General features: G+C 73.2%; 3 protein-coding genes. 1 reads left to right on the plus strand and 2 read right to left on the minus strand.

The window, feature by feature from the left end:
* The first annotated feature begins 66 nt into the window (after positions 1–66).
* Complete coding sequence (eccCa, locus tag EES42_RS16400; protein ID WP_124719396.1) at positions 67–3,999, plus strand: type VII secretion protein EccCa; 3,933 nt, start codon at positions 67–69, stop codon at positions 3,997–3,999.
* Positions 4,000–4,060: 61 nt separating this feature from the next.
* Here the strand turns inward: eccCa and EES42_RS16405 are convergent, their stop codons facing one another.
* Positions 4,061–5,272 (minus strand): S8 family serine peptidase, encoded by a 1,212-nt coding sequence (locus tag EES42_RS16405; RefSeq protein WP_241196408.1) that lies wholly within the window; start codon positions 5,270–5,272, stop codon positions 4,061–4,063.
* On the minus strand, positions 5,269–8,598 hold the full coding sequence (locus EES42_RS16410) for a right-handed parallel beta-helix repeat-containing protein (RefSeq protein WP_206433482.1): 3,330 nt from the start codon (positions 8,596–8,598) through the stop codon (positions 5,269–5,271). Before EES42_RS16410 ends, EES42_RS16405 begins: the two co-directional genes overlap by 4 nt.
* Positions 8,599–8,918 lie beyond the last annotated feature (320 nt).

The following is an 8,918-nucleotide window of genomic DNA, read 5'->3' on the forward strand; positions in this document are numbered from 1 at the left end:
GTCGAAGGAGTCTGTTCGTTGAGTGTGGTCCTCTTCCGCCGCCCAGCCCGCCGTCGCGGCCCGGACATGCCCGAAGGAGAGCTGAACCTCCAGGAGCCACCGACCCTGCCGGAGACGGTTCCTGACTCCTCGGCGATCTGGACCTATCTCCCGATGGCCATGATGTCGGTGTCCATGATGCTGATGTTCATGCGTCCGGGCGGCGGCAGCAGTGTGTTCACCTACCTGGCACTCGGCATGATGGTCACCGCCTCCGCCGCCATGCTCATCGGCCAGATGATGCGCAAGGGCGGCGAGCGCAAACAGCGGCTGCGCGGCGAACGACGCGACTACCTGCGCTATCTGTCGCAGATCCGGCGCAGCGTCCACGAGGCGGTCAGCGACCAGCAGGAGGCCCTCGCCTGGCGGCACCCCGAACCCCGGGTGCTGCGCACCATGGTGCGCTCCACCCGGCTGTGGGAGCGCCGGGTCTCCGACGACGACTTCGCCGAGGTGCGCATAGCCGTCGGCGACCAGCAGCTCGCGCTGCGCCTCACCCCGACGGCGACCAAACCGGTCGAGGACCTCGAACCGCTCTGCGCCCACGCGCTGCGCCGCTTCATCAAGGCGTACGGAGTCGTCCCCGACCAGCCCACCGGCCTCTACCTGCGGTCCTGGACCCGGATCCTGTTCCGCGGCGACGACCGGGCGGTACGGGACACCGTCCGCGCGGTCCTGTCCCAGCTCGCCTTCTTCCACCCGCCGGAGGAGCTGTGGATCGCCCTGTGCGTCGCCGACGAGCGGCGCGCCGAGTGGGAATGGGTCAAGTGGCTCCCGCACAGCCAGCACGCCCAGGAGCAGGACGGCGCCGGCCCCTCCCGGCTGGTCGCCTCCGCCTTCCGTGACCTGGAGGAGCTGCTCGGCGCCGAATTCTCCGAGCGGCCCGTCTTCGACCCCGAGGCCGTGCCCGGCCGCGACGAACCGTTCACCGTGATCGTCGTCGACGGCACCACCGTGCCCACCGGACACCGCCTGGACGGCCCCGGACTGCGCAACGTCGTCGTGCTCGACCTGTCCGGCGCCCTCAGCTGGCGCCCCGGCCGCACCACCCTGCGCCTCGACGTGCAGCCGGACGCCCTGAACCTCGTGCGCACCGACCGCAGCCGCAAGGAGCAGACCACCCTCCTCGGCCGCCCCGACGCCATGGGCCCGGCCGCCGCGGAAGCGCTGGCCAGGCTGCTCGCGCCGTACCGGATGAGCCTCTCGGCGGACGCCGCCCAGCCGCTGGACACCGACGTCGAGCTCACCACCCTGCTCGGCATCCCCGACCTGTACCGGCACGAGCCGGCCACCCTCTGGGAACGCTCGACCGGCGCCGCCCGGCTGCGCGTCCCGGTCGCCGTCGGCGCCGACGGAATCCCGGTGGAACTGGACATCAAGGAGTCCGCGCAGGGCGGCATGGGCCCGCACGGCATGCTGATCGGTGCCACCGGATCCGGCAAGAGCGAGCTGCTGCGCACCCTCGTGCTCGGCCTCGCCCTCACGAACTCTTCCGAAACACTCAATTTCATCCTGGTGGACTTCAAGGGCGGCGCCACCTTCCTCGGCCTCGACGAACTCCCGCACACCTCCGCGGTGATCACCAACCTGGCCGACGAAGTCGCCCTCGTGGAACGCATGCAGGACGCCCTGCACGGAGAACTCGTCCGCCGCCAGGAACTGTTGCGCAGCGCCGGAAACCACACCTCCGCGCTGGAGTACGAGAAGGCCCGCGCGGCCGGCGCCGACCTCGAACCGCTCCCCAGCCTCTTCGTCGTAGTCGACGAGTTCAGCGAACTGCTCTCCGCGCACCGCGAGTTCATGGACCTGTTCGTGATGATCGGACGGCTCGGCCGTTCACTCGGAGTCCATCTGCTGCTCGCCTCCCAGCGACTGGACGAGGGCCGCATGCACCAGCTGGAGAGCCACCTCTCCTACCGGGTGGGGCTGCGCACCTTCTCCGCGATGGAGTCGCGCGGCGTGCTCGGCGTGCCCGACGCCTACCAGCTGCCCTCCCAGCCCGGCAGCGGCTTCCTGAAGAGCGGCGTCGAGGCGCTGACCCGCTTCCGCGCGGCGTACGTCTCCGGCCCCTACCGCAAGCGGCGCGGCGCGGCCGTGCAGGCCAGGGTCGCCAGCCAGGTGATGCCCTGGACCACCGACTGGGTCGTGCCGCGGGCCCCCGCCCGAACCCCCGACCCCGAACCGGCCGCCTCGGCCGAGGAGCCCGACACCGGCGACACCCTGCTCTCCGTCGCCCTGGACCGGCTGCGCGGCTCCGGACCGGCCGCCCACCAGGTGTGGCTGCCGCCGCTGGACCTGCCGCCCGCCCTCGACCTGCTGCTGCCCTCGCCCGAGCCCCACCCGGAACGGGGCCTCACCCCGGCGGGCACCTCGGGGCCGGGCAGGCTCAAGGTGCCGCTGGGACTCGTCGACATGCCGTTCGAGCAGCGCCGCGACCCGCTGACGGTGGACCTCTCCGCCGCCGGCGGCCACGTCGCGGTCGCGGGCGGCTCGCAGAGCGGCAAGTCGACCGTCGTACGGACCCTGATCAGCGCGCTCGCCCTCACCCACACCCCGCGCGAAGTGCAGTTCTACTGCCTGGACTTCGGCGGCGGCGCACTCTCCGCACTGTCCCGGCTGCCGCACGTCGGCGGCGTCGCGGGCCGGCTCGACACCGAACGCATCAGCCGTACGGTCGCCGAGGTGACCGCCGTGCTCAACGAACGCGAGCAGTTCTTCCAGGACCAGGGCATCGACTCGATGGCCTCCTACCGGCGCCGCCGCGCCGCCGGGGAGTTCCCCGAGGAACCGCACGGCGACGTCTTCCTGGTCGTGGACGGCTGGGCCACGGTCAAGCAGGACTTCGACTCGCTGATCCCCACCTTCCACCAGATCGCCTCCCGCGGCCTCAACTACGGCGTCCACCTGGTCGTCACCACCGCCCGCTGGATCGAACTCCCCGCCCAGGTCCGCGACCAGTCGCTGACCCGGCTGGAGCTCAAGCTCGGCGACCCGATGGACTCGATGATCGACATCCGCAAGGCGGCCACCGTGCCGCGCGGCGCCGGCCGCGGCCTCACCATGGAGGGCAAGCTCCACTTCCTGACCGCCCTGCCCCGCATCGACGGCAGCGACAGCGCCGACGACCTCGCCGAGGGCGTCGCCGACCTGGTGGACCGGATCGCCGGACACTGGCAGGGACCACCGGCCCCGCCGGTACGGATGCTGCCGCACCGCCTCCCGGCCGCCGAACTCCCGCAGCCGGAGCGCACCGAGGGGCTGCGCGTCCCGATCGGCCTGGACGAGGAGACCCTCTCGCCGGTCTGGCACGACTTCGGGCGCACCCCGCACCTGATCGGCATCGGCGACAGCGAGAGCGGCAAGACCAACCTGCTGCGCCTGCTGGTCCGTTCCATCACCGCCAGGTACACCTCGGCCGAGGCCCGCATCCTGGTGGTGGACTACCGCCGCGAACTGGTCGACGCCGTACCCGAGGAGTACCGCCTGGGCCACGTCGTCGCGGTCGACGCCCTGCGCGAAATGGTCGGCGGCGCGGCCCGCGCCATCAAGACCAGGCTCCCCGGCCCGGACATCGCCCCGTCCCGGATGCGGCAGTGCGACTGGTGGACCGGGCCCCGGCTGTTCGTCCTGATCGACGACTACGACATGGTCAGCGGCACCGGCTCCTACGACCACCCGTTCGCCCCGCTCCTGGACCACCTCGCGCTCGGCTACGAGGTCGGGCTGCACGTGGTGGCGGTACGGTCGGCCACCGGCTCCGGCCGCGGCCTCAACGACCAGTTGCTGCGCCGCCTGGACGAGGTCAACACGCCCGGCATGCTGCTGTCCTGCCCGCCGTCCGAGGGCTATGTGTTCGGCAATGTGAAGCCGCGCAACCTGCCGCCGGGCCGGGCCCAGTACATCGTCCGGCGCAAGGCCACCCTCGTACAGACCGCACTGGCCGAGGAGGCCGGGGCCTGAGCCGCACGGCAAGGGCCCCGGGGTGCGCGCACCCCGGGGCCCTTCGCGTTTCCGCGGCCGGTCAGTCGCCCGTCGTCCCGGCCACCGGGCGGCGGCCCGCCGGACGCCAGCCGCGGGCCCGGCCGCGAGGGGCGACCAGCGCCGCCCACGCGACCAGCAGCGCGAGCGAACCGCCGCCCACCGCGATCCACACCGCCCGCCGGGTGGCACCCCCGCTGCCGTTGCCCGGCGGCATCACCACCGAGTCGTCCCGCACCGCTTCCGTGCGCTTGACCGGATCAGGTACGGAGGTGACGGCGGCGTACGGGTCCAGCCGCGGCACGTCCGCCGGGTAGGCGGTACGGGTCAGCCGCTGCGCCGTCTGCGCGGCCGACAGCTCCGGATGCGCCGACCGCACCAGCGCGGCCGTGCCCGCCGCGTACGCGGCGGCGAACGACGCCCCCGACCCGATGAAGTGCCCCGTCCCGCGCGGACCCACGCCCACGACCCCGTCACCGGGGGCGGCGAGGTCCGCGCCACGGGTGGCCGGTGCGCCGTCCGGGCGGGTGCCCCGCGCGTCCATGTCGATGACGGAGAGGACCCCGGGGGCCGATGCGGGCCAGTAGTCGCGCGGCGGCTCGGGCTCCCGGCCCGGCGACGAACGCGCCGGGTCGGGGGTCGCGGCGGCCACGATCAGCGCGTCGTGGGCCGCCGCGTACTTCACCGCCGAGGCGAGCCCGGCCGAGTCGGCGGCCAGCGCGGGGGAGACCTGGACGACCTTCGCGCCCGCGTCGGTGGCCGCCCGGATCCCGGCGGCCACCGAGGCCGCGGTCGCCGCCCCGCGCTCGTCGGTGCCCCGCACCGCGATGATCCGGGACTCCTGGGCGACCCCGGCGACCCGCACGTTCTTCGCGGGCGCGGCGGCGATCAGCCCGGCCACGAACGTCCCGTGGCCCACGCAGTCCGCCCCGGCGGAACCCACCGCCGAGACCCGGCCCGCGAGCGTCGGCGCCTGCGCCGAGACCCCGGTGTCCACCACCGCGACCTTCACCCCCGCGCCCCTGCCGAACGTCCAGGTGCGGGCGAGCTGGAGGTTCTGCTGCTCCCACGGCACCGCCGTGGCCCGCGCCTTCGACCCGCCGGTGCACGGATCGCCGGCATCGAGCCGCGCGGGCATCACCGGCAGCCTGACCTTCTCGCCGTCGGCCGCGGCGGGACCGGCGGCCGGCAGCACCATCGCCGCGGCGAGCAACGCGGCGGCCGGAACCCGTCCGGCACGGCGTGCGGCCCTCATTCGGGCACCGCCTGCGGGCGCACGACGTCCTGCGGCAGCAGCAGCCGCAGATCGTCCAGACCGGGCGCCGCCATGGTGCTGAGCCGGCCCGCCTGGCGGGTCATCATGCCCTCCAGGACCTGCCGGGCCAGCCGCGCGTTGCCGAACGAACGGTCCCTGGGCAGCGCGTCGAAGTACTCGCGCAGGACCGCACCGGCGCCCGCCGCGCACTCGTACCCGGACGCGGACGCGTGCTGGCGGACGATGGTGACCAGCTCGTCCGAGGAGTAGTCGGCGAACTCGACCCGCCGGGAGAACCGTGAGGACAGACCGGGGTTGGACGCCAGGAAGCGCTCCATCTCACCGGTGTAGCCCGCGACGATCACCACCACCTCGTCGCGGTGGTCCTCCATCAGCTTCAGCAGCGTGTCCACCGCCTCGCGCCCGAAGTCGCTGCTGCCCGAGGACCCTTCCGGGGTCAGTGTGTACGCCTCGTCGACGAACAGCACCCCGCCCCTGGCCCGGTCGAACACCTCCCGGGTGAGCTGGGCGGTGTGTCCCACGTACCGGCCGACCAGGTCCGCCCTGGCCACCTCGACGAGCTGGCCGCGCGGCAGTACTCCGAGCGACTTCAGCAGCTCGCCGTAGAGCCGGGCGACGGTGGTCTTGCCGGTGCCGGGCGGCCCGGTGAAGACCAGGTGGTGGCTGATCCGCGGCGCGGGCAGCCCGGCCGCCTCCCGCTTCTTCGCGGTGGCCAGCAGATTGACCAGGTCGGTGACATCGCGCTTGACGGCGGCCAGACCCACCATGTCCCCGAGGCGGGCCAGCGGGTCGCTCTCCGCCCCGCCGTCGGCCGGCTGCCCGGACACCGCGGCCGCCGCCTCCTCGCCGACGTCCTCGGGCAGCAGCCGGGTGAGGTCCTGCTCGTCGGCGTCGGGGAGCGCGGCCAGCCGGTACGCCTGACGGTCCACCATCTCCTCGAACACCTGCCGGGCGGCCCGGCCGTTGCCGAAGCCGGCGTCCCTGGGCATCCGCTCGAAGTGAGTGGCGAGCGCGCCGAGCGTCGACTCGTCGAGCTCGTAACGGTGCTGGGCGCACATGCTCTCGATGATCGCGACGAGTTCGGGGACCGCGTAGTTCTCGAACTCGACCGTCCGGGAGAAGCGCGAGGCGAGACCCGGGTTGGAGCCGAGGAAGTCCCGCATCTCGTCCGCGTACCCGGCGGCGACCACGACGACGTCGTCGCGGTGGTCCTCCATCAGCTTCAGGAGCGTGTCGACCGCTTCCCGGCCGAAGTCGGCGCCCGAACCCCGCCCGTCCGACAGCAGGCTGTACGCCTCGTCGACGAACAGCACCCCGCCCAGCGCCCGTTTGAACGTCTCGGTGGTCTTGATGGCCGTGCCGCCGACGATCTGTGCCACCAGGTCCGCGCGCGACACCTCCACCAGATGGCCGGAGGGCAGTGCGCCCAGCTCGGCGAGGATCGCCCCGTAGAGCCGGGCGACGGTGGTCTTGCCGGTGCCGGGTGGCCCGGAGAAGACCAGGTGCCGGCTCATCGGCGGGGCCGGCAGACCGAGACGGGCCCGCCGCTGGGCGAGCTGGATCAGATTGACCAGCGTGCGCACCTGGTGCTTGACGTTCTCCAGGCCGATCAGCGCGTCCAGTTCGGCCAGCGGGCCGTCCTCGCGCGCCGCCCCCGCGCCGGTGCCGGACGCGCCCGTGCCGGCCGGATCGGTGCCCTCGGCCTCGCCGAGCCCCCAGGCGTCCCGCTTGCCGTTCTCCGTGCTGGTCAGGTGCTCGACCGCCAGCCGGTCGCCCGCCAGGGCCTGCACCAGACCGCCGCCCTCGTTGTCCCTCGCCGTGCAGTTGACCACCGACACCGCGGCCGTGGTCTCCACCCGGAAGCCGTCCCGGCCCGAGCCGCTCACCTCGCAGGCGGTGAAGGCGCCCCGGCTGCCCTGGGCGAGCAGCACCCCGTGCCCCGCCGCGGCGGCGATCCGCAGCCGGGTCGCGGTCAGTTCGCCGCCGTCCTCGACCACCACACCCGAGTCGGTGGCCTCCCGGACGTCCCAGTCCCGGACGGTGACGCTGCCGCCCGCCGCCACCGACATGCCGTGCGCGGCGCCGTGCACGGCGCCCCCGCCGACATAGACGTTGCCGTTGTCGGCGACCCGGATCCCGGCGCCGCCCGGCCGTTCGATCTCGCAGTCCTCCAGCCGGCCCCGGCCGTCCTTGACGACCTCCACGCCGTGCCCCTTCGCGGCGCCGATCCTGGCCCTGCGCACCAGCGGATTGGCGCCGCTGCGTATCCGCAGGCCCGCGCCGCCCGCGTCGAGCACTTCGAGCCGGTCCAGCTCGGCGACCGACTCCTCCTCCAGCAGCACCCCCGTCTGCACGCTGTCCCGGACGGTCAGCCCGACCAGCACCGGGGAGGACGAGCCCCGCACGTGCAGCGCGGCGTCCTCGGCCGAATCCAGCCAGCAGTCCTCGAAGGTGCCCCGAGCCCGGTCCGAGACCAGCAGGCCGGGCCCCTTCGTACGGGCGGTACGGCACCGGCGCAGCAGCGGATCGGTGCCGCCGGACAGGACGATGCCCGGTCCGTTGGTGCCGGTCACCCGGATGTCCTCCAGCACCGTCCGGGCCGAGGAGGAGAGGTGGACGCCCACCCCGGTGTCGTGGACCACGGTCCGCAGGACCCGGGTGGTGCTCTGCTCCTCCAGCGCGATGGACGGCTTGTCGGTGGAGGAGATGTCGCACTCCTCCACCGATCCCTGTCCCTCGCCGTTGGCGAGCACTCCGTTGGCGCGCGCGTCGCGGATGGTGCAGCCGCGCAGTGTGATCCGGCCGCGTTCACCGATCACCACGCCCGAGGTGCCCAGGTGCTCGACCGTGCAGGACTCGGCGGAACTCTCCACCGCCGAGGTCACCACCAGACCGGCGCCGCGCGGATTGCTCACCCGGCAGTCCCGCAGCGCCACCGAACCGGACCCACGGGCCAGCAGGGCGGTCCACGAGGCACCGGTGATGTCGCAGCCGTCCATCGCGATCTGGCCGCGCGGCGCGTCCACCACCGGCAGCTCCTCGTCGCGGCCGCGCAGCACCAGATCGGTGAGCATCACGGCCTCGGCCTGGAGCACCACGGCACTGCCGTGGGGCGGGCATATCTCGACGCTGCCGCGGGACTGTTCGGCGACGACGGTGACGGGGACGGTGATGACCAGACTCTCGGCGTAGGTGCCGGAACGGACGCTGATCACGGCGCCGTTGCGTGCCCTGGCGAGCGCCTCACCGATCGTTCGGAAGCCGTCGGGCCGCTCGGGACAGACCGTCAGAACCTGGCGTGACAAGCGGAATCCTCCTCCTTGGGGCCACACCGCGGTCCTGGGAACACATTGTCGGAGCGGGTGCGGCTCCATCATGCCGGAGTGAGCCGCGAGAGCTTCGGCCGGAGCGGGAACGGCGCGTGAACCACGGCACGTTGCCCCCCGAGCGGATCACCTCATCACGGACGAAACGGGGCGGAAGGCCGATCGGCCCGCCGCCCCGTCCCGGTGTTCCGTGACTACTTGATCGCCTTGATCAGTTCGCCGTCGGTGGTGTCACCGCTGAGCTCCCAGAAGAAGGTGCCGCCGAGCCCCTGCTGGTTCTTGTAGTCCATCTTGGTGGA

It is taken from the genome of Streptomyces sp. ADI95-17 (genome assembly GCF_003846175.1).
Taxonomy (GTDB): Bacteria; Actinomycetota; Actinomycetes; order Streptomycetales; family Streptomycetaceae; genus Streptomyces; species Streptomyces sanglieri.

Bases quoted from the DNA above. Each gene is read 5' to 3' on its own strand.
- EES42_RS16405 (WP_241196408.1), bottom strand. From the start codon at position 5,272: ATGAGGGCCGCACGCCGTGCCGGACGGGTTCCGGCCGCCGCGTTGCTC.
- eccCa (WP_124719396.1), top strand. From the start codon at position 67: ATGCCCGAAGGAGAGCTGAACCTCCAGGAGCCACCGACCCTGCCGGAG.